At 64.9% G+C, this 18,749-nt stretch carries 18 protein-coding genes; 7 read left to right on the plus strand and 11 right to left on the minus strand.

Annotation, left to right across the window (positions count from 1 at the left end; translation table 11 throughout):
* Window positions 1–58 precede the first annotated feature (58 nt).
* Both M3I53_RS19660 and M3I53_RS19665 read right to left on the minus strand, forming a co-directional pair.
* Window positions 59–727 (minus strand): response regulator transcription factor, encoded by a 669-nt coding sequence (locus M3I53_RS19660; RefSeq protein ID WP_309249535.1) that lies wholly within the window; start codon window positions 725–727, stop codon window positions 59–61.
* An 18-nt stretch (window positions 728–745) separates the two neighbouring features.
* Window positions 746–1,651 carry a S1C family serine protease gene (locus M3I53_RS19665; protein ID WP_309249536.1) on the minus strand — a complete coding sequence of 302 codons (906 nt, stop codon included), beginning with the start codon at window positions 1,649–1,651 and terminating at the stop codon, window positions 746–748.
* A gap of 192 nt (window positions 1,652–1,843) precedes the next feature.
* Here M3I53_RS19665 and M3I53_RS19670 point away from each other — a divergent pair, with 192 nt between their 5' ends.
* Window positions 1,844–2,776: a hypothetical protein gene (locus M3I53_RS19670; protein ID WP_254317547.1), complete on the plus strand. Its 933-nt coding sequence runs from the start codon at window positions 1,844–1,846 to the stop codon at window positions 2,774–2,776.
* 275 nt (window positions 2,777–3,051) lie between these two features.
* Here M3I53_RS19670 and M3I53_RS19675 read toward each other — a convergent pair whose 3' ends face one another.
* Window positions 3,052–3,681, minus strand: coding sequence for a glycine zipper 2TM domain-containing protein (locus M3I53_RS19675; RefSeq protein WP_254317548.1), 630 nt, complete (start codon window positions 3,679–3,681; stop codon window positions 3,052–3,054).
* A 202-nt stretch (window positions 3,682–3,883) separates the two neighbouring features.
* Window positions 3,884–4,171, minus strand: a complete 288-nt coding sequence (locus M3I53_RS19680; protein WP_254317549.1) for a hypothetical protein — start codon at window positions 4,169–4,171, stop codon at window positions 3,884–3,886.
* A gap of 249 nt (window positions 4,172–4,420) precedes the next feature.
* Between M3I53_RS19680 and M3I53_RS19685 the strand changes: the two genes are divergently transcribed.
* Entirely contained in the window at window positions 4,421–4,609 is a 189-nt protein-coding gene (locus M3I53_RS19685; RefSeq protein ID WP_254317550.1) for a hypothetical protein, read from the plus strand.
* A gap of 24 nt (window positions 4,610–4,633) precedes the next feature.
* Here the strand turns inward: M3I53_RS19685 and M3I53_RS19690 are convergent, their stop codons facing one another.
* Together M3I53_RS19690 and M3I53_RS38460 are read right to left on the minus strand one after the other, a co-directional pair.
* Complete coding sequence (locus tag M3I53_RS19690; protein ID WP_254317551.1) at window positions 4,634–5,665, minus strand: alpha/beta fold hydrolase; 1,032 nt, start codon at window positions 5,663–5,665, stop codon at window positions 4,634–4,636.
* Window positions 5,666–5,758: 93 nt separating this feature from the next.
* Window positions 5,759–6,193 carry a hypothetical protein gene (locus M3I53_RS38460; protein ID WP_309249537.1) on the minus strand — a complete coding sequence of 145 codons (435 nt, stop codon included), beginning with the start codon at window positions 6,191–6,193 and terminating at the stop codon, window positions 5,759–5,761.
* On the opposite strand from M3I53_RS38460, the gene M3I53_RS19700 reads away from it, so the two are divergent.
* From M3I53_RS19700 to M3I53_RS19710, 3 genes are all read left to right on the plus strand, one after another.
* Window positions 6,192–6,734 (plus strand): hypothetical protein, encoded by a 543-nt coding sequence (locus tag M3I53_RS19700; protein ID WP_254317553.1) that lies wholly within the window; start codon window positions 6,192–6,194, stop codon window positions 6,732–6,734. The genes M3I53_RS38460 and M3I53_RS19700 overlap by 2 nt on opposite strands.
* A gap of 142 nt (window positions 6,735–6,876) precedes the next feature.
* Complete coding sequence (locus tag M3I53_RS19705; RefSeq protein ID WP_254317554.1) at window positions 6,877–8,556, plus strand: AMP-binding protein; 1,680 nt, start codon at window positions 6,877–6,879, stop codon at window positions 8,554–8,556.
* A 181-nt stretch (window positions 8,557–8,737) separates the two neighbouring features.
* Entirely contained in the window at window positions 8,738–9,790 is a 1,053-nt protein-coding gene (locus tag M3I53_RS19710) for an MFS transporter (RefSeq protein WP_254317555.1), read from the plus strand.
* Window positions 9,791–9,809: 19 nt separating this feature from the next.
* Here the strand turns inward: M3I53_RS19710 and M3I53_RS19715 are convergent, their stop codons facing one another.
* The gene (locus tag M3I53_RS19715; protein WP_254317556.1) at window positions 9,810–12,038 is read right to left on the minus strand and encodes an SLC26A/SulP transporter family protein; all 2,229 of its coding nucleotides are present in this window, start codon (window positions 12,036–12,038) and stop codon (window positions 9,810–9,812) included.
* Window positions 12,039–12,223: 185 nt separating this feature from the next.
* Here M3I53_RS19715 and M3I53_RS19720 point away from each other — a divergent pair, with 185 nt between their 5' ends.
* Entirely contained in the window at window positions 12,224–15,538 is a 3,315-nt protein-coding gene (locus M3I53_RS19720) for an adenylate/guanylate cyclase domain-containing protein (protein ID WP_254317557.1), read from the plus strand.
* Window positions 15,539–15,566: 28 nt separating this feature from the next.
* Here the strand turns inward: M3I53_RS19720 and M3I53_RS19725 are convergent, their stop codons facing one another.
* On the minus strand, window positions 15,567–16,316 hold the full coding sequence (locus M3I53_RS19725) for a DUF899 domain-containing protein (protein ID WP_375542555.1): 750 nt from the start codon (window positions 16,314–16,316) through the stop codon (window positions 15,567–15,569).
* 270 nt (window positions 16,317–16,586) lie between these two features.
* On the opposite strand from M3I53_RS19725, the gene M3I53_RS19730 reads away from it, so the two are divergent.
* Complete coding sequence (locus M3I53_RS19730; protein WP_254317559.1) at window positions 16,587–16,772, plus strand: hypothetical protein; 186 nt, start codon at window positions 16,587–16,589, stop codon at window positions 16,770–16,772.
* A gap of 189 nt (window positions 16,773–16,961) precedes the next feature.
* Here M3I53_RS19730 and M3I53_RS19735 read toward each other — a convergent pair whose 3' ends face one another.
* The 3 genes from M3I53_RS19735 to M3I53_RS19745 all read right to left on the minus strand — a co-directional run bounded on the left by M3I53_RS19735 (window position 16,962) and on the right by M3I53_RS19745 (window position 18,717).
* Window positions 16,962–17,474, minus strand: a complete 513-nt coding sequence (locus M3I53_RS19735) for a hypothetical protein (protein ID WP_254317560.1) — start codon at window positions 17,472–17,474, stop codon at window positions 16,962–16,964.
* Window positions 17,475–17,707: 233 nt separating this feature from the next.
* Window positions 17,708–18,277 carry a hypothetical protein gene (locus M3I53_RS19740; RefSeq protein WP_254317561.1) on the minus strand — a complete coding sequence of 190 codons (570 nt, stop codon included), beginning with the start codon at window positions 18,275–18,277 and terminating at the stop codon, window positions 17,708–17,710.
* Window positions 18,274–18,717: a RidA family protein gene (locus M3I53_RS19745; protein WP_254317562.1), complete on the minus strand. Its 444-nt coding sequence runs from the start codon at window positions 18,715–18,717 to the stop codon at window positions 18,274–18,276. Before M3I53_RS19745 ends, M3I53_RS19740 begins: the two co-directional genes overlap by 4 nt.
* Window positions 18,718–18,749: the final 32 nt, after the last annotated feature.

An 18,749-nucleotide genomic window follows, 5' to 3' on the forward strand; every position in this document is an offset into this window, starting at 1 on the left:
AAGGATTCTTGAGAGCGTTTTCCGCGCCGCTTTTATCGCGCGAGCGGCCGTGGTCTGCCTACACCATGAGGTATCCGTGCCGCATACCGAGCATCACCGCTTCGGTGCGATTGGTCGCGCCGAGTTTGCCGAAGATGGACGAGAGATGGGATTTCACCGTGTTGTCCGAGATATCGAGTTGCCGGGCGATTTCCTTGTTGCCGAGGCCGTCGGCGAGCATCGCCAGCACTTCTATCTCCCGGTTCGACAAGGCTTCGAACGGTCCGCCGGATGCCGACTGGCGCAGCGGTTTTCGCCCGGCCAGCAGCCTTGCGAGGATATCGGGCGACAGCACGCACAGGCCGGCGGCGGCCGCTTCGATGGCCGCGACGATTTCGGCGGGCGTCACGTCGCGCGACAGGATTGCTGTCGCCTCGGCGGGCAGTTCGTCGACGAACGCGTCGCCATCCGGGTCGTCGAGCAACAGGACCAGCGCGGGTGGCGCGCGGCCAGGTTCGAACAGTGTCTTGAACGCGTCGCTCGCCTGAGGCTCGATGTCGGCCACGACGACATCCGGCACCGAACCGGCCAGGTAAGCGGCGAGCGCTTCGGCGTCGGCGGCGCTACCCAGGAACGCGAGTGCCGGCTCCGCCTCGACGACCGTCTGCAGGCCTGCGCGCACCTGCGAAGATGCCGCGATTACCGCGACTCGCACCGGCCCCGTGGGTTCCATCGTTCCGTCCGACATATCGCCGCGTCCCGGACCTCACCTGCATGCATTCCGCTGGGGCCGCTCGCCCACGGTGACCGCGCACGCGTGGCGCTCGCCGCCCCGGATCAATGTGACTGACAACGGCTGCCCGATGCCCGTCGAGCCCAGCGCGGCATGCAGGTCGCCCATGTCGCGGCAGGGTTTGCCGTCCAGTTCGATCAGCACATCGCCTATGAGCACGCCTGCCTGTTCCGCAGGACCGCCCGGCGCAAGCGAGCTGATCAGCAATCCGCTATTGAACGACAGGTTCATTTTGTCCATCCACGCGTTCGGCAGGCTGACCTGCTGTGTGCCGACGCCGAGATAGCCCCGCGAGACGCGCCCCTTGGCCATCAGTTCATCGGTGACGCGCTCGACCGTCATCGCGGGAATCACCATGCCGGCGCCGCGCATCAGTCCCGCCGTGCAGATGCCCACGACCTGACCGCGCATATCAGCGAGGGCCGCGCCCGAGAACCCCGGGCGCAGACCGCCGTCCAGCCGCACGAATGCGTCGAGCTGGCCGCCGCGCCACGTGCGCCAGGCGCCGCCTGTTCCGCCGATCACGCCAAAATCGGCGCTGACGCCGAGTTCGTCGGTACGCGCAACGGCGAGCGCCAGATGACCCGGCTTCAGTGAGCCCGCATCACCGGACTCGACGGGGCCCACGTCCACCCCGTCCAGTTTCAGCACGGCGAGATCGGTGCCCGGATCCTGGCCTGCGAGGACCGCGGCGACCGCACGACCGTCGGTCAAGCTGATTTCGATCCCTTCCTCACGCCGGATCGTGTGGGCAGCCGTCACGACGACGCCATGGCGCCAGATTACGCCGCTCGACGGCATGCGATGCCGGCCATGGATTGCCACGACGCTCTGCCCGACTCGCGCGACAATGTCGGCCAGAGCGTCCGAGAGAACCATTAAAGGATTTGCGCTCGAAGATGTTGTTTCCATTGCAAGTCTCCTGCCAATGTCGGTTCACAATTCGTGGGTTCCCAATTCGTCGGTTCCTAATTCATGGGTTCACAATGACAGAACGACAGGCGGCGCGCACCACCCAAATGGGTAGTCGCATCGATGGAGTTCACACGGAGTCAACGCGGGAGGAAGGCCATGAGGTTGCTTGCCAGATTCACATCGGGCATCCGGCGCACGCGCTTGTGGTGGATGGCCATGATGACCGCGGCGCTCTGTGTGCTGGGCCAGGGCGCATTCGCGCAAGCGGACGCGAGGGCGACGAGCCTGCGCGAAAAGTATCAGAGTCTCACGCAGCTACTTGCGCAAAACCAGTTTCAGCGCCCGCTGTACCTTGAATCCCAGGAGTTGCCATCGGCACTCAAAGGCGATATTTATGGCGTGGTCAACTTCCCTTTCGCGACGGTCAACGACACGCTCAACCACCCGACTCAAGGGCCCGCCAACTGGTGCGACGTGCTGATCCTGCACTTGAACATCAAGTACTGCCATGCCTCGACCAGCGCGAGCGGTACGATTCTCGCGGTGAATATCGGCAAGAAAACCGAGGAATCGCTTTCCTCATCGTACCGCGTGCAATTCACCTGGAACCAGGCAGTGAGCAGCCCTGGCTATTTTCGCGTGGAGCTTTCCGCCGCCACGGGTCCGCTGAGCACGAGAGACTACCGGATCGTGCTGGAGGCCATACCGGTGGGTGACGATCGCACCTTTATTCACCTGACTTACGCCTACGGTTACGGCACGGCGGGAAGGCTTGCCATGAAAGCCTATCTGGCGACGATAGGCAGCGACAAAGTCGGCTTTTCCACCACCCGCGATCCGTCGACGAACGAAACGCGATACATCGGCGGCGTGCGCGGTCTGGTCGAACGCAACACGATGCGCTATTACCTCGCCATCGAAGCGTATCTCGATGCGCTTTCCAGCCCGCCCGCCGCCCGCCTCGACAAACGCCTCGCTGAGTGGTTCGACGCGACGGAGCGGTATCCGCGGCAACTGCACGAGGTCAGCCGCGCCGACTACATGCAAATGAAGCACAACGAATATCAGCGTCAGCAGACCGCGCAGTAGCCCGCGCAGAAGTCCGCGTAGTAGCCCGCGCAGCGCACGGGCGTTGCGGCGCAGGCTTTTTCGCGCTCCTGCTGCGTTCGCCCGCTGCTGAGTGCTGCGGTGTCATCGCCCAGGCGGCGAGGTGGAAAACGCTCGCCGTCCTTTCGAGCAGCCTCGCCTGATCCTGGGACCTGACAGAGGTGCCAGCTTGTGTGAACCTCGGACAAGCGCCAGCTTTCCCGATCGATGCCAACAAGATATTCAGGACCCCTTCTGGTATGCGACAGCCGCCGGAATCAGTAGCGCGCCAGCTGGTTGCCATTGACCTGCACGCGGTCGCCCGGACGCAGGTCGCCGGACGTCGGCACATTGAACGCGCGCGTGGAGCCGTCGCTCAGTTGCACGTCGATCTGGAATCCTGCGGGCTGGCCCATCTGCTGGCCGATCTGGTTGCCAGCGTAGGCTCCGCCGAGCGCGCCGATGACGGTCGCGGCGTCGCGGCCGCGGCCACCGCCCACCTGGTTGCCGAGCACGCCGCCAACCAGCGCGCCAACCACGGTTCCGGCGATGCCCGAAGCGCCCGTGGCGTTGCTCAACGGCCGGATGCTCGAGATCGTGCCGTACTGCGTGCCATATTGGTTGCCGTATTGCGGATTGTACTGAGCACCGTACTGACCGTTGCTTTGCGTATCGTACGGCTGTTGCGGCGCAGGCGGCGGTGCGTAGACGGGTTGCCGCACGGTGCCCGGTTGTGCGTAGGCGGGCTGGCTATACGCCGGCGCCGCCGGTGTTGCATATTGGCCCTGGTTGCCTTGCTGCGCGCCGTACGGCGAGTAGCCCGGCGCAACGCATGCAGACAACGAAAGACTTGCTGCCGCGACAAGCGCGGCGGTGAGTGCGGACCTGGTAGAGAGCATGTACGTCACGGTGGGTTCGCGTTGTCGCCGCTGCGGGCACGACAAGCATGAGGAGGAGTGGCAATTGCGCGGCAGTATAAGCAAAGCCCACCCGGACGTCCGCTGCGCGCGGGTAACAACATGTAAAGTCCGTTGCCGGATGAATGGCGGCGCGCCGGGCGCGGCGCCATTCATCCGTTGGAATCAAGCAGGCGCCGGATTCCGCGAAGTCTCAATGCAGGGTTTGGACGCTGCCGGCCTCATCATCGGACGCGGCCTGTTCGAGGATTGCGCAGCGGAAGTCGAACTTGACGCGAAGGATTGCTGATTCGACCCGTGCGTCGCCGCGGTGGCCCTTCAGGCGAGTATCGATCGCCTCCTCGACGGCGAGAATCGCCTGCTCGATACTCTCCGGATCGTCGCTGTCGAATCCGACCTCGACCTCGATGCTCTCCAGCAGGTTCAACGCGGTTGCAATGTCTTCGGAAGCGACGAATAGCGTCTCGGCGTTCTCTCTCATCTACCCTCCCCGTTGGATTGTCCAGCTCTACAGACAGCTGCGAGTTGCACGCCTATCGTTGCACATCCAGAACAATTCTGCCGGCGACGAAGGCCAGCGTTGGGATTGAAACAACGGAAGGGTTGCCGTCCGTCGTGAAGCGAATAGAATCGAAGGTTCCAGCCGATAGCGTAAAGGCAATCGCCCCGCCCTCGGGCACGGTTCCGACCTGCTAGACTGGAAGTTCCCCCGCGAACCATGGAGGGAATCATGACGACGGTCTACGTGGTGAAGACTGGCCAGCAGTACCTCTGCTGCGCAGAGGACGGCGATATCGGCATGGCGCCGGAGATTAGCGGGGCCAAGTCCTTCGTCTCATACGAGGAAGCCGAAAAGGCGGCGTCCGAGCACGCCGACCCCGGTTACGAAATCGTCGCCGTCAGCGTTGCCACACACTGACGCGCCAGGCTGTTCCGCTTCAACTTACTGGAACTTGCCAGCCGGTGCTTTCGGCTGGCTTTCGACTGCGCCGCCGGCCAGCGCGTGAACCGATCCGGCGAGGAAGTTGAGCATGAACGCGTTCACCTCGTCGGGACGCTCTTGCTGCACCCAGTGACCCGCCTTCGCAATGAGATGCTTCTTCCAGAGGTTGGGAACATTGCTCTCAAGCGCGTCGTAATCCTTCGCTGCCATCTTCACGACGCCATCCAGTTCTCCGGCGAGAAAAAGCGTCGGCTGCATGATCCGGGCGCCGTCGAGGAAGCTGGTCAGCGCCCAGTTCCGATCGATATTCCGATACCAGTTGATTGGCCCCCGAAACCCGCTCCGCTCGAACTGAGCGACGAAATATTGCAGATCCGTCTCGGTCAACCACGGCGGAAGCTCGTCGGGCAACGTGAGGTTGTCCACGAATCGAGTCGATTTGGGAAAGATCGCGAAATTGGCCGGCTGCCCTTTTACCACCGGGTCTCCCGACGCCGTGTAGAGAATGCCAAGCATCGAGCGGCGGAGATCCTCTTCCAGTTCACGCTCGACGCGTCCCGGCAACTGGAAATAGTCCTGATAGAAGTGACATTCCTGCGTAATCTGCGCAAAGCGCACCGACGGACGCACCGGACGTCGAGGCATGTAAGGCACGCTCAGCAGGCCGAGAACGGGAAACAGGTCGGGGCGCAGCAGCGCAGCGTAAGCGGCGACGGCGGCGCCCCAGTCATGCCCGATCAGAATCGCCCGCTCTTCGCCGAGCGCCTTGACGAGGCCGACGAGATCACCGACCAGGTTCAGAATATCGTAAGCCTCGATGGCTTCCGGGGCCTCGGTGAGCCCGTACCCGCGCTGGTCCGGCGCAACCGCGCGATAGCCCGCGGCCGCCAGCGCATCGATCTGCCAGCGCCAGACGTACCAGGACTCCGGCCAGCCGTGGCAGAGCAGCACGAGCGGGCCCGTGCCTTTTTCGACGTAGTGCATGCGGATGCCGTTGACGTACGCGAACTTCTCTTGCAGCCCGTTCATCATGGAGTCGACCTCGTCTCACGCGGTGGGAAAACGCCTGGCGACCATTGTGAATGCAGCGCCGCCAGGCTTCAACCACACCGGTCGTTTTGAGCGTCAGCCGGGGTAGCAAGGATCGACGTGTGCCGTGCGGCCCTCCACGCCGCGATCTCGACGCTCATCCCGAACACGGGGTTCACGTAGCCTCGCACGGCGGCAATGGCGGTCCACCGGATTGCACGCCGCCATCGCGAGCCGCGCCGCTTCGTGGATCGCGCGTGCGTCGAACGGCTTGCCGACGAGGGCCTGCTCGGCGTCCACGGCGCGAATCATCGTGACGCCGACATTCGTCAGAGCAATGCGCGCTTGCTCGACGTTATCGCGCCAAGACGCGACGTGACGGCCGCCGCCGCGGTCGCGAAGTCGCCGGTCTTGCGCTCGAGCTTCGCGTAGCAATCGGCCCGGCGTGGTCTGAACGGTGGCGCCTCTCGCTTTACTTCGACCCGCCAGCCTCCTTCGTCCTAGAATCCATATCAGGGGGCGAGGCGACATGAAGCGCGAAGTGGTCACTGGGCTGCTGTGCGGCGCACTACTCGCCGGCTGCGTGACGGCCGGCGTCGAGGTCAGGCCCGAACAGATGGCGAACTTCAGGCACGGCGTGACGACGCTGCAGGACGTGATCGTCGCGCTCGGCCCGGCGTCAGTCGAGACCGCGCTGGACGACGGCTCGACGCTGCTCGTCTACACCTACGTGACATCGCGTCCGCACCCGGAAAGCTATATCCCGTTCATCGGTTCGCTGGTCGCCGGCGCCGACACACACTCGTCCGCGGCCGTGTTCCTGTTCGATTCGCACGGTCTCCTCAAGAGCGCGAACAGCACGGGCTCGAACGTCGGCACGGGCATGACGAGTGCCCATAGCGCGCAGCCCAGAGCGCCCGCGCCGGTTGCCGACGCGCCCGTTGTTGGCAAGGGCGTCCCGCCGCCCGCCGTTCAGACCGCCCAACCGACGCCGGAAGAAGACGTCGCGCCCGCGTCGCAAATGCCCGGCGAACCGCTGGAAATCAACGTTCAGCCGGCTCCCGTCGAATAGCCGCCGTGCCTCGCGAGAAAATGCGCGCCCGATCGTGCGCGTACGTGCGCCACAGCACACTTGTGAACCCGCAGCGAGAATACGCTAGGAGTCCAAAATTAGAAGCAGCGAACGCCGAAGCAGTCCCGCCGCGGAGGACGACATGTCGAACTTGCCCTGGCTTTCGCAATATCCCGCTGGCGTCGCGGCGGACATCGACCTCGACGACTACCCCTCGATGGCAGCGCTGCTGGAACGGGCCGTCGCGCGCTTCGGCGACAGGATCGCCTTTCATCAGTTCGGCGTGAATCTCACCTATCGCGAACTGGACGAGTACTCCGCGCGCCTCGCCGCCTATTTCCAGAAAGACCTTCGGCTGAAACCCGGCGAGCGCATCGCGCTGATGTTGCCGAACGCCCTGCAACAGCCCATCGCCATGTTTGCGGCACTGCGGGCCGGGCTCACCGTGGTCAACGTCAACCCGCTCTATACCGCGCCGGAACTGGCGAATCTCATCAAGGATTCCGGTGCACGGGCGATCGTGGTCATGGAGGTTTCCGCCGCCACCCTCGAGCGGGCGCTCGGCCAGGTCGCCATCGAGCACGTGATCGTCGCGCGCGTGGCGGAGATGCAGAGCTTCCCGAAATCCATCCTTGTCGACTACGTCGTACGAAAGAAGAAAAAGCTCGTCCCGGACTGGACGATTGCCGGTGCGATCGCCTTCAGGACCGCCATGACCGCGCGCCCGGCCGCCGACTTCACGAGGACGGCGCTTAACCGCGAGACACGGGCATTCCTGCAATACACCGGCGGCACGACCGGCGAACCCAAAGGGGCCGTGCTGACGCATGGCAACGTAGTCGCGGACGTGCTGATATTTGCCGCGTGGGTCAAACCGGTGTTCCGGGCGAGCGGCGAAGTCACGCTCGTCGCGCTGCCGCTCTACCACGTGGCGGCCCTCGTGTGCCAATGCCTGGTCTCGTTTCATCTGGGCACCCGCTGTGTTCTGGTGATGAATCCACGCGATATTCCCTCCCTCGTAAAGGACTTCGCCACGCACCGGCCAACCGTGTTTGGCGGCCTCAACACGCTGTTTACCGCGCTGATGAACAACGAGGCCTTTGGCGCGCTCGACTTCTCCGCGTTGCGCAGCACCTTCGGAGGCGGCACCGCGACCCAGCCCGCCGTTGCCGAACGATGGCAGAAACTCACCGGCACGCCGGTGGTGGAGGCCTATGGTCTTTCGGAAGCCGCCGGCGCGGTGACGGCCAACCCCGTCACGCAGACGGCCTTCGAAGGCACCATTGGCGTGCCGCTGCCTTCCATGCGCATTGAAATCCGCGACGAACGCGGCGCGGCAGTATGCGCCGGTATGCCGGGCGAAATCTTCGTTGCGGGGCCGGTCGTCATGCAAGGCTACTTCAACCGGCCGGAGGAAACGGCGCATGCGATCGGCGCCGATGGATTCTTCGCGACCGGGGACATCGGGACCATGGACGAGCGCGGCGTCATCAGAATTGTCGACCGCAAGCGGGACATGATTCTGGTCTCCGGTTTCAACGTCTATCCAAACGAGGTGGAGGGCGTGCTCTTCCGGCATCCCGGCATTCTGGAGGTCGCGGTCGTCGGTGTGGCCGATTCACAATCCGGCGAAACGCCCGTCGCCTTCGTGGTGAAGAAGGAACCGGCGCTGACCGAGTCGGACGTGGTCGAGTTCGCGCGGACGAGCCTCACCGCCTACAAGGTGCCGAGGCAGGTGGTATTCGTGAACGATCTGCCGAAAACGCCGGTCGGAAAAGTGCTGCGGCGGCAACTGCGAGACCGGTTGGTGAATCAAATCTGAATGGCCCGGCGCCGGAAAACCATTCGAAAAACGAGTTTGTCTTGCCCTCCCGCGACAGCACCGGTCTGATGTCGCTTTCAGCGCGTCACCATGTCCGCTTCGTTCCAGGAGCGACATTTCTGGTCGCATTAACTGTGCGAATCATCACCGTGCGAATTCAGCGTTAAACCGCTCGCCTCCCATGGTTCGACTTTGCCGTGTACGGATTTCTGGCAACCCTGCTGACTCGCCAGTTCTTTCCGAATGGCGACCCGGCGATTGCGTTGATGAAGACCTTCGCGGTGTTCGCCGTCGCCTTTGCATTCAGGCCGCTCGGCGGCGTCTTCTTCGGCGTGGTGGGAGACCGGTGGGCCGCAAGAAAACGCTCGCCCTGACCATCTTGATCATGGCAGGCGCAACAACGGTCATCGGCTTCCTGCCGACCTATGCATCGGTCGGCATGCTCGCCCCCTTGCTGCTCGCGATCGTCCGCTGCGTGCAAGGATTTTCCGCCGGCGGAGAATACGCAGGAGCCTGCGCGTATCTGATGGAACATGCGCCGAAGCACCAGCGCGCGCGCTACGGCAGCTTTCTTCCGGTCTCCACGTTCCTCTCGTTCGCGAGCGCCGCCGTGGTGGCATCCGGACTGGACGCCGTGCTGTCGCCAGAGGCGATGAGCCATTGGGGCTGGAGAATCCCGTTCATCGCCGCTGCGCCTATCGGTCTGGTCGGACTGTATCTGCGCACGCGCCTTGGCGAAACGCCATCGTTTGCCGCAGTCGAACACGATTACGAGCTGGCGCACGCCCCATTGCGCGAAACGCTCAAGACCCAGGCAGGCGCGATCGTGCGCCTCGGTGCCTTCGTGTCCGTGACTGCGCTCTCCTTCTATACCGCGATCGCTGGTGCATGCATGCTTGCGCTCGGCGCGGTCTTGTCGGGCGTGGTCACGGCGGCACTGCTCTCCGAAATCTTTCCGACCCGCACCCGTTATACCGCTTCGGCGATCACCTACAACCTCGCCTATACGATCTTTGGCGGTACGGCACCGCTCGTCGCCACCTGGCTGATAGAGTCGACGGGTAACAGCATCTCCCCCGCTTACTACCTGATCGCGGTCTCGCTGCTGGCCCTGGTTGGCGGGATGTCCCTGCCGGAAACGTCGCGGATATCGCTTGACGATCATGCGCATGAAGGTGCCACGGAACGCGTTGCTGCGGGAGGTCTGCAGGACGCGCCACAAAATTCGCTCTGACGCTGGTCCCCTGCACCGCTCAGTAGGCCGCCCGCAGGGCCTCGGTGGCCAAGGCAAGGCGCGACGCAATGACCTTCACCAGAAAGCGATGAAACTGCTGGGCGGCTGCGGGGTCGTCCTGCTCGAGCGCAACGAGCGCCCCCAGCGACAGCCTGCGCACGCGCGTCGGCACTTCGGCGACCAGGTCCGCGCTGCGCGGCTGCTGCGTGTATACGGCCATTTCCCCGATGACCGTGCCCGGCAGGCAAACGCGCACCCGCACCGACCGCCCGTTGCCGAGCGGCAGCGAAACGGCGAGCCGCCCGCGCTCGATGAGGTACAGCGCGTCGCCCGGGTCCCCGCGATGAAACAGCGCCTGGCCCGCTTGCAGATCCTGCACTTCGAGCCGCGTGGAGAGCGTGTTCAGCGCGCTGGCCGTGAAATGCGCAGCGAGCAGCGCGTGCAGGTCGTCACCGGGCTTCGGCGCGAGCGCGCGCGATGCGAGCACTTGGTCCTCCACCCACTCCAGGCCCGCATCGAGCGTCTCGAATTCGCGAATGCGCAGATTGAGCGTGCCGGTTTTCGTCAGTAGATCGCGCGAGCGCGACGGCAGCGCGGTCAAGATCAGGTCCGCATCCATCGTCGCGCAGAGCTGCCGCAACTTGACGAAGCTGATCGACACCGACGCGTCGATGCCCTGGGTCGACCCGAAATCAAGTACGACGAATCGAACGCGCACCCGATCGCGCGCGGCGAGGCGCTCGCGGATGCGCTGAAGGATCGAATTGGCGGTGCCGAAAAAGAGAAACCCTTGCAGGCACATGCCGCACACCTGGGCGCCGAGCCCGCGCAACGCTTCGGCCTCCTCGATGTTGCGCTCGACATTCGAGGTCCGGGTGCGAAGGTCGAACTCCATGCGAATGCAGCTCACGCGGCCGTAGAGCAGCGTGAACATCACGCACGCGGCAATCACGCCTGCGCCCACGCCGACGAGCACACCCCAGGCGGCGATCGTGCCGAGAATGACGGGCACGAGCAGGTACTCGTACCAGGCGAGCTTCGCCCAGGCGCCGACCACCCACTGCACGATGAGACGCAGCCCCATGAAAAGCTGGAGTCCCACAAGCACCGGCACGGGAAAGAGCGCGACGAGACCGGGCGACGCAGCCAGCACGACGAGGCACGCGAGCGAGGCGAACACGCCCGCCATCCGGCTCGTTGCGCCCACGCGCGCGTTGAGCATCGAGCGATTGAACGACTGATAACCAACCATGCCGCCCAATAGCCCGCTCGCGAGATTGGCGAGGCCCGCGGCCCGCATCTCGCGATTGAGATCGACTTCCTCGCCTGTCGCCGCGCCAATTGCCGTCGAATTCATCAGGATCGTGACGGCCGAAACCGACGTGACCACGAGGCTCTCGGGAAGATGTGCGGCGATCGCCGTCCAGTCGATGCCACCTTGGCCGAGCTGGGCGCGCAGGTGCAGCTCCGGTAGCCCGGTGAGCCGCAGCGCCGCGCGCGGCAGCAGCAGGCCCATGGCGCGCGCGTCGTCGATCGACAGGCCCGCGGCGCGCAGCAGAACGTAGAAGAGCACAATGCCGAAGGCGAGCGTGAGCGGCAGCGCCGCAACGTGTTTCCAGCTGCGCATCAGGATCGTGGCCAGCACGCCGACGACGAGCGCAGGCAGCCAGGCGAGCCAGTGAAGATGCGTCAGCAACGCGAGCGTGTGCCATTGCAGCGACTCGCCCGTCATGACGCGAAACGCGCCGGCGAGGAGCAGATAGCCCGTGCCGGCGAGGAAACCGCCGAGGACCGGGTAAGGCAGAAACTGCAGCGAGCGGCTGCGCTTCGACGACCCGATTGCGTAGAGCACGACGCCGGTCACGAGCGAGCAAAGCGCGATGGCGATCAGCACGGTGAGCAGCAGCGTTTGCGGGGAACCGCCGTCCGCACGCACGCTGCTCGCGACGCCTGCCGCCACGCCGGCGAGAAACGCCGCCGCGTTGCTGTCCGGGCCGCCGATGTTCAGGCGCATCGAACTCGTCAAGGCGATCACGAGCGCCGTGACGACGCAGCTGACGAGCGCCGTGGGCACGCCGAGCATGGCGTAGCGGGCCAAATCGGCGCTGAAGATCATCGTGCCGAGGCTCATCGCGTAGCACAGCATGACGAGCGCCGATACCGCGCCGGCCGCCAGATCGCCGGGCAGCGCCGCGATGCGCGAGCGCGGCGGGACGTCGGCAGCGGTAACGGTCTTGCCCGGCTTCACGTGAATTCCCGGTGCAATGCGCGAGGCGCGATGGGGAGCGATCCAGTATCCGTCCGCGCCGGAAAGCCTGTCAAACGCCGTACGCGGCCCTTGGCGCGCGCCTACACTGGAAATTCACCGGCACCATCCCGACGGGCTCGGGGCGGTTCGCATCAGGCAACCGGCATCGCATCCAGGCGGCGAACATGGAAATTGAGCAATGGCTGCGCGCCCTGGGACTCGAGCAGTACGCGCAAGCGTTCGCGGCAAACGATATCGACCCCTCGCTGCTCGCGCAGCTGACCGACGCGGATCTGCGCGAGCTCGGCGTGCAGTCGCTCGGTCACCGCAAACGGATCCTCGCCGCCGCTGCGCCGAACCCGCCGGCCGCGGCTGTGCCCGGGGCGCAAACGCCGGTCGCAGCCAACGCGCTGGAGATCCCCGCAGACGAACGCCGGCAGGTCACCGTCCTCTTTGCCGATCTCTGCGGCTTCACCGCGCTCTCGCGCACGCTCGATCCCGAGGAGGTGCGCGCGCTGATTGGCCGCTTCACGGCGCTCGTCGACGGCATCGTGCTCGCCTGGGGCGGCACGACCGACAGGCATATCGGCGATGCGGTGATGGCGCTGTTCGGCGCGCCGCGCGCGCACGAGACAGACACGCTGCGCGCGGCGCGCGCGGCGCTCGACATCCATGAGGCGCTGACGCAACTGAGCGCACAGGCGGCGCGGACGCTGCAGGCCCATATCGGCATCGCGGGCGGCGAGGTCGTCGCCGGCGCGCTCGGCTGCGTCGACGCGCGCGACTACACCGTGACCGGCAGTCCGGTAAATCTGGCCGCGCGGCTCCAGGTTGCGGCGGCGGCCGGCGAGACCTGGCTATCCGATGACGTGGCGCGCGCGCTCGGCGCCGCCGCCGTCTGCGACGCGCTCGGCGAGCAGCGCTTCAAGGGCATCGACACGCCGGTGCGCGCATGGCGGCTGCGCGCGATTTCGAGCGACCCGGCGAGCGAATCGGCGAAGACGGGTCAGAGTGTTTTCGTCGGACGCGAGGCCGAGCTCGAGCAGTTTCATGGGATCGTCCGCGCGTGCGTCGCGAGGCGGGCCGGTCACATCGTCCATGTGCGCGGCGAAGCGGGCATCGGCAAGACGCGTCTCGTCGACGAGATGCGCCGCTATGCGCAGTCGCAGGGCTTCGAGATCCATCGGGGCCTCGTGCTCGATTTCGGCGTAGGCAAGGGGCAGGATCCCGTGCACACGATCGCAGGCAGCCTGCTCGGCCTGCCGGCCGGCGCATCGAGCGACGCGCGGCGCGCCGCCGCCTCGCAGCTCGCCGCCGACGGCAGCCTCGAGGCCGGGCAGCACGCGTTTCTCCACGACCTTCTCGACCTGCCGCTCGCGGACGAATGGCGAACCGTGTACGACGCCATGGACCACGGCGCGCGCAAGCGCGGCAAGCAGGCGCTCGCCGCGAAACTGACCGGCGACGCCTGCAGGCGGGCCGCCACGCTGATCATCGTAGAAGACCTGCATTGGGCCGAGCCCGAAGTGCTCGACTATCTCTCGGCCTTCGCCTCGGGCATCGCGAACGGCCCGGGCCTGCTCGTGACGACCTCGCGCGTGGAAGGCGACCCGATCGATGCGGCGTGGCGCGCGCGCTGCCGCAACACCCCGTTCGCGACGATCGACCTCGGGCCCTTGCGCCAGGACGAAGCGCTGAGCCTCGCTGGGAACTTCATCGACGCGACGCAGCGGGTCGCGCTCGCCTGCATCGAGCGCGCGGGCGGCAACCCGCTGTTCCTCGAGCAGCTCTTGCGCAACGCCGAGGAAGGCAGCGGCAACGCCGTGCCAGGCTCGATCCGCAGCCTCGTGCTCGCGCGGATGGACCGGCTCGCGCCGCGCGACCGCCTGGCCTTCCAGGCGGCTGCCGTGATCGGACAGCGTTTCGGCATTGCGTTGCTGCGGCGGCTCATCGACGACCCCGGCTACGTCTGCGACGGCCTGCTTGCCAATGCGCTCGTGCTGCCGGAGGGCGAGGAGTTCCTGTTCGCCCATGCGCTGATCCAGGAGAGCGCCTATTCGACACTGCTGCGCGCGCGCCGGCGCGAGCTGCACCGCGGCGCGGCCGACTGGTTCGCGCACGGCGACCCCACGCTGCACGCCCAGCATCTCGACCGCGCCGAGGACGAACGCGCGCCGCAGGCCTACCTGGCAGCCGCGCTCGCTCAGCGCACGGCCCACCTGCTCGAGGCCGCGCTGCGCCTCGCCGAGCGGGGCCTCGAGATCGCGCGGACGGAAACGGACCGCCACACCCTGAGCTGCTGCAAGGGCGAACTCCAGCGCGACCTTGGCGACATCGCGGGCTCGATCGCGACCTGGCGCGCGGCGCTCGCGGCGGCACCCGACGACGCCAGTCTGTGCCGCTGCCAGCTCGGGCTCGCGGAAGGCCTGCGGGTGAGCGAAGGACTCGACGAAGCGCTGGGTCTGCTCGAGTCCGCGCAGCGGATCGCGGAACGCGACGACCGGGTGGCCGAGCTCGCGAGCCTTCACTATCTGCGCGGCAACATCTATTTTCCGCTCGGCAGGATCGATGCCTGCAGCGCCGAGCACGAACGCGGGCTCGAGTATGCGCGGCGCCTCGGCCTGCCGGAGGCCGAGGCCCGGGCGCTCGGCGGCCTGGCCGATGCCGCCTACGCACAAGGCCGGATGCGGACCGCGTTCCGCCATTTCAGCGATTGCGTGGCGTTGAGCCGCGAGCACGGGTGCGGCCGGATCGAAGTCGCCAATCTTTCGATGCAGGGCTTCAGCCGCATTTATCTGAACGAGCCGCGGCAGGCGCGCGAAGACGCCGCGGCCGCCGTGCGCGCCGCGGCGCTGATCGGGCAGCCGCGCGCGCAATTGCTGGGCGAGACGCTCGGTGTGTTCGCCTGCTACGAGCTAGGCGATATGCGGGCGACGCAGGTGCATCTGGAGCAGGAAAGGCGCGTGATCCTGCAATTGGGCGCGCGCCGGTTCGAAGCGCAGAACCTGGAAATGCAGGGACGTGTCTGGCTCGCCGATGGACGCCGCGGCGAAGCGGTCGAAGCGCTGCGCGAGGCGCTTGCGATCTCGCGCGAGGTGGGCACGCAGTTCTCCGCGCCGAAGAATCTGAGCGCCCTCGCCTGCGCGGTCGACGAGCATGACGAGCGCACGCGCCTGCTGGCAGAAGGCGCGGACCTGCTGCGCCTCGGCGCGGTCGGCCACAACCATCTCTGGTTCTACCGCGACGCGATCGAAGCGATGCTGGCGGCCCGCGATCCGGCCGGCGCGCTGCGCCATGCGAGCGCACTGGAGGACTACACGCAGCGCGAACCCCTGCCCTGGGCCGAGCTGTTCGCGGCGCGCGGACGCGCACTCGCGCGCGTCCTTCAGGCCCCCGCGGACGAAGCCGCGCGAGGCGAGCTCGCGCGCGTGCGAACCGTGCTGCAGCAGGCAGGCTTCGAGCAATACCTGGCCGCGGTCGATGCAGCGCTTGCCGCTTGAGGCATACGCCCGGCCGAACACGTTTCGCTCAAGGCGTTCCTTCCTTGTGCTGCTTGCGGAACGCAGCCTCGCCTGCATCCGACACTTCGACCCACTTCTTGTCGGGCGGCGCGTCTGCGGTGTAGCTGTCGTGCCAGTTCCACCACTTGTAGGTTGGAGTCTGCGGATAGCCCTCGGGCGAGTCCTCCCAGAGCTCCTGGCGACCCAGCGGCGTAATGTCGAGGTAGTCCCAGGTGCCCCCCATCTGTTCGTCGCCGCGATTGTTGATGAAGTAGGTACGCAATACGCGCTCGCCGTCTCGGTAGAACACGTTCGTGCCGTGCCACTCGTCGACACCGAAGTCGGCGTCGAAGCTGTCCGTAATGGTGAACCACGGCATCTCCCAGCCCATGCGCGCCTTCAGTCGCGCGATGTCGGCCTGAGGCGCACGCGAGACGAAGACGAGCGTGGTGTCGCGGGCGTTCAGATGAGCGACGTGAGCGACCTGATCGGCCACCATCGAGCAGCCCCGGCAGGCATGGTCGGGCCAGCCGAACACGCCCGGTTCGAAGAAAGCACGGTAGACGATCAGCTGACGCCGGCCGTCGAACAGATCCAGCAGACTGAGCTGGCCAGCGGGCCCCTCGAATGCGTATGCCTTCTCCACCGCCATCCAGGGCATTCGGCGTCGCTCGGCGGCGAGGGCGTCTCGAGCCCGGGTCAGCGCCTTTTCATTCACCAGCAACTGCTGGCGCGCTGCTTCCCACGCCTGCGATGAGACAACCGGTGGAGTGGCCATGGCGGGCTGTCCGCCTTTCCTTCCGTTTTCGGCTGATGGACTCATGGCTTTTGCGACCTCCTGAATTAGGGCAAATTCCTGCGGCGCGTTTTGCGTGCTCCACGCGTCGCTCGTCGATTGACGTGAGTAGTTTGCTACGGGGAATCGGAGGTTGGGAGTAACAAGTGTGGCGGTATTTCGAGGGAGTATCGGGTGGACGGGTCATCGGCGAAAGGCGACAAAGCCGACTATCATGATGGGAAGCTGCATTCCTCAGCGCAGGAGTACATCATGACGTCGAATCCATCCAGTGAGCCGACCGGCACCTCCCTCGACCCCGCGCAAACTTCCATCAGCGCGACTGGCCAGCCCGATCCGAAGGGCCTGAAAAATCCGGCCCCAGACGACCTCCTCGATGCCGACGCGGCAGAGCCCGAACCTCACGAGCATCTCCCGTCCAGAAGCGACGACAATTGATTCAACACCGCAGGTGCCGATGCCAGCGCTATCCGGACGTAGGTCCCAACGAATCGGGAATGCTGGTTCCCTCGGACTGATTAAGACAACTCACCGGGATATCGAGGCGATCGCCGCTGAGGTCGGTTACGCCGATGGCGTGATGATTGACGATCGATGGGGTCGCCATCGCGACAGCCGGTCGTAAAATCAGCCGAAGAAGGTATTCAACTCGTAATCCGGCACGTCGGAAAAACTATCTGGATAGACAGAGGCTATAAATAACTGATCGTTGATTTTGCGAATATTGATCGCGCCGGTAGTAACCTGCTTTAGCGTGTCGTCGTTCTGGTCGAATCCGTAAATTGTGGGATCAGTCACCGGAATGCCCCTGATCCACTGCTGCGGACCTCCAACATTATTGTCCAGATCACCGAGTGCCGCTTGTCCCTGCGTGCTGTTCAGCAGATGCTGGGCGAGCCGGGCGGACATATACCGATTCTCGGAGCGACTCTTCGCCAGCATATTTGTTTCGAGCAAAGTCCTCGGGCCGGGCAGACGATTTCCCACCTCGATGTGCCCTCGGTGCATATATTCATGGCCCATTCTCCTTCCGGTAGCGTTATACGCCTGACGCCCGCCAGCTTGTCCTGATGCCGCAGGGCGGGGATTGCCAGGCCCATGCGCCAGGCTGTGACCGTTACTGCGGTGAATCGCTCCCATGACCTCTTCTATCGTATATTGCTTCCTCACATTCGGCATTTTGCTCACCCATTGAAGTAACCATTAATCGGAGACGGCAATTGAGAAACAATTCTCGAGCGCGATGCCACTTCACATGTCTCGACGTGAATAAAACACCTGAGTGGGAAATTTATTCCACGCGTGCCGCTTAAAGCGCACGAAGTGTCGAGACGGGGCGGTTACCGGCACGTTCCGACCTTCAGTGAACGCGCTTAATTTGCCGACGCCAGGCGGAAAGCATCGACGGCCCACAACGCTTCGGCCTGGACAAGCGGTTGCGATCGCACGAGCCAATCGGCAAGCGACATCAGGCTGATTCCTGGCCGCACAGGGTCGCCGAACGATTCCGAAACGAACGGCACATCGTCTTCCGGACGACGAACGATCTGAACGATGTGAGTGACACCGCGAACCCGTGGATGGTTTGCCGCCCAACCTGGCGCTCCCATCTTCAACCCGATGGTGGCGCAGCGCGGAAGGCTGCATGCATTGATTTCGGATCCCGCAAGGATATATCCCGTCCGAACTGCGATTTCCTGAATGATGCGATCCGACCACGCTTGCATGGCTCGAATATCAGGATCACTAAACACGATATGGCCAGACGCATCATTTTCCGCACACATGGCTTCTGTAAGCAGCAGCCCAGTCCATCCGGAACAGTCGATGACCGGAGGGCTCTCCAAGAGTCCTTCTGCCTTTGCGCCCCGCCGGTATCCGACTCGCCCTGTATAGCGTTGCACGAGCCGCCACATTGCGGTTTCCGCGGTCGATAGTGTCATGATGACCCATGGTGAGCGTCGGTTGCCGGCCCCGGACGGCGAAATCGGGAGCGCGGGATTTCTGCAATTGCAGTGATCTCAACGGTCAATTCCGGGCGGTACAAACGCTCGACCTGAACGGTAGTCGTAACCGGATAAGGTGCAGCGAAGAATTCACTTCGAATGTCCCCAGCGGCCATGAATGCCTCGATATCCGTCGCGTAGTGAACGAGGGAAATCACATCAGTCATTTGTCCTCCCATCGCCGCCAGCACGTTGCGAATATTCTCGAGGACTTTGCGCACTTGTAATCGCATGTCGTTGGGTCCAACGACTCGCCCTTCCCGGTCGAGCGATACCTGCCCCTTCAAATGGACCACCTGGCCGTCGCCCTGGATAACCGCCATCGAAAACGCACCGAACGGCGCCCAGACACCTGGAAGATTCACAGCATCGACCATTCCGGCCTCCTGTGGTGACTTAGCTTCCGATT

Source organism: Paraburkholderia sp. CNPSo 3272, assembly GCF_024206495.1.
GTDB lineage: Bacteria > Pseudomonadota > Gammaproteobacteria > Burkholderiales > Burkholderiaceae > Paraburkholderia.

Bases quoted from the DNA above. Each gene is read 5' to 3' on its own strand.
- M3I53_RS19685 (WP_254317550.1), top strand. From the start codon at position 4,421: ATGACGACGGTCTACGTGGTGAAGACTGGCCAGCAGTACCTCTGCTGC.
- M3I53_RS19720 (WP_254317557.1), top strand. From the start codon at position 12,224: ATGGAAATTGAGCAATGGCTGCGCGCCCTGGGACTCGAGCAGTACGCG.
- M3I53_RS19730 (WP_254317559.1), top strand. From the start codon at position 16,587: ATGACGTCGAATCCATCCAGTGAGCCGACCGGCACCTCCCTCGACCCC.
- M3I53_RS19745 (WP_254317562.1), bottom strand. From the start codon at position 18,717: ATGGTCGATGCTGTGAATCTTCCAGGTGTCTGGGCGCCGTTCGGTGCG.
- M3I53_RS19710 (WP_254317555.1), top strand. From the start codon at position 8,738: ATGGTTCGACTTTGCCGTGTACGGATTTCTGGCAACCCTGCTGACTCG.
- M3I53_RS19690 (WP_254317551.1), bottom strand. From the start codon at position 5,665: ATGATGAACGGGCTGCAAGAGAAGTTCGCGTACGTCAACGGCATCCGC.
- M3I53_RS19740 (WP_254317561.1), bottom strand. From the start codon at position 18,277: ATGACACTATCGACCGCGGAAACCGCAATGTGGCGGCTCGTGCAACGC.
- M3I53_RS19680 (WP_254317549.1), bottom strand. From the start codon at position 4,171: ATGAGAGAGAACGCCGAGACGCTATTCGTCGCTTCCGAAGACATTGCA.
- M3I53_RS19705 (WP_254317554.1), top strand. From the start codon at position 6,877: ATGTCGAACTTGCCCTGGCTTTCGCAATATCCCGCTGGCGTCGCGGCG.
- M3I53_RS19670 (WP_254317547.1), top strand. From the start codon at position 1,844: ATGAGGTTGCTTGCCAGATTCACATCGGGCATCCGGCGCACGCGCTTG.
- M3I53_RS19700 (WP_254317553.1), top strand. From the start codon at position 6,192: ATGAAGCGCGAAGTGGTCACTGGGCTGCTGTGCGGCGCACTACTCGCC.
- M3I53_RS38460 (WP_309249537.1), bottom strand. From the start codon at position 6,193: ATGTCGCCTCGCCCCCTGATATGGATTCTAGGACGAAGGAGGCTGGCG.
- M3I53_RS19725 (WP_375542555.1), bottom strand. From the start codon at position 16,316: ATGGCCACTCCACCGGTTGTCTCATCGCAGGCGTGGGAAGCAGCGCGC.
- M3I53_RS19665 (WP_309249536.1), bottom strand. From the start codon at position 1,651: ATGGTTCTCTCGGACGCTCTGGCCGACATTGTCGCGCGAGTCGGGCAG.
- M3I53_RS19735 (WP_254317560.1), bottom strand. From the start codon at position 17,474: ATGGGAGCGATTCACCGCAGTAACGGTCACAGCCTGGCGCATGGGCCT.
- M3I53_RS19660 (WP_309249535.1), bottom strand. From the start codon at position 727: ATGTCGGACGGAACGATGGAACCCACGGGGCCGGTGCGAGTCGCGGTA.